At 59.3% G+C, this 413-nt stretch carries 1 pseudogene; it reads left to right on the forward strand.

The annotated features are described in order from the left end of the window. A pseudogene (locus OGY71_RS00030) lies at positions 1-413 on the forward strand (putative type VI secretion system effector); the annotation flags it as partial.

The raw sequence follows: 413 nt of genomic DNA on the forward strand, positions 1-413 counted from the left end.
GTGACAAACTACCACCAGCGCTGCCTGACGCACTATTTTGACACCAAAGCCTATCCGCAGACGTGGGAATATTTCAGCAGGCAGGATGAGAACATGGCGTCTGCCGCGATGGTGCTGGCCTCGACGGGGTCAGCGGCAACAGCACAGGGCATGGTGGCGAGCAATGAAGACAGGGTTCCTGCTGCGGCGTGGTACGTTACGGGCGAAATCAATGGCCGGCAGTTTTCAGGGTGGCTGGGCGCCCCCTATTGCCGGGAAGGTGAGGAAGTGGAGCTGATTGCCGCGCCGGTAGGAGAGGAGTATCTGGTATATGCCCTTATCCGGCCGCATGCACGCTCGCTGACCATGCCGCCGTGGTGCTACCAGGGAATACGACGGGCACGAATAGACGCGATGAAAGTCCCCATTTCGAT

This window comes from Citrobacter sp. Cpo109 (genome assembly GCF_030332565.1).
GTDB classification, from domain to species: Bacteria; Pseudomonadota; Gammaproteobacteria; order Enterobacterales; family Enterobacteriaceae; genus Citrobacter; species Citrobacter portucalensis.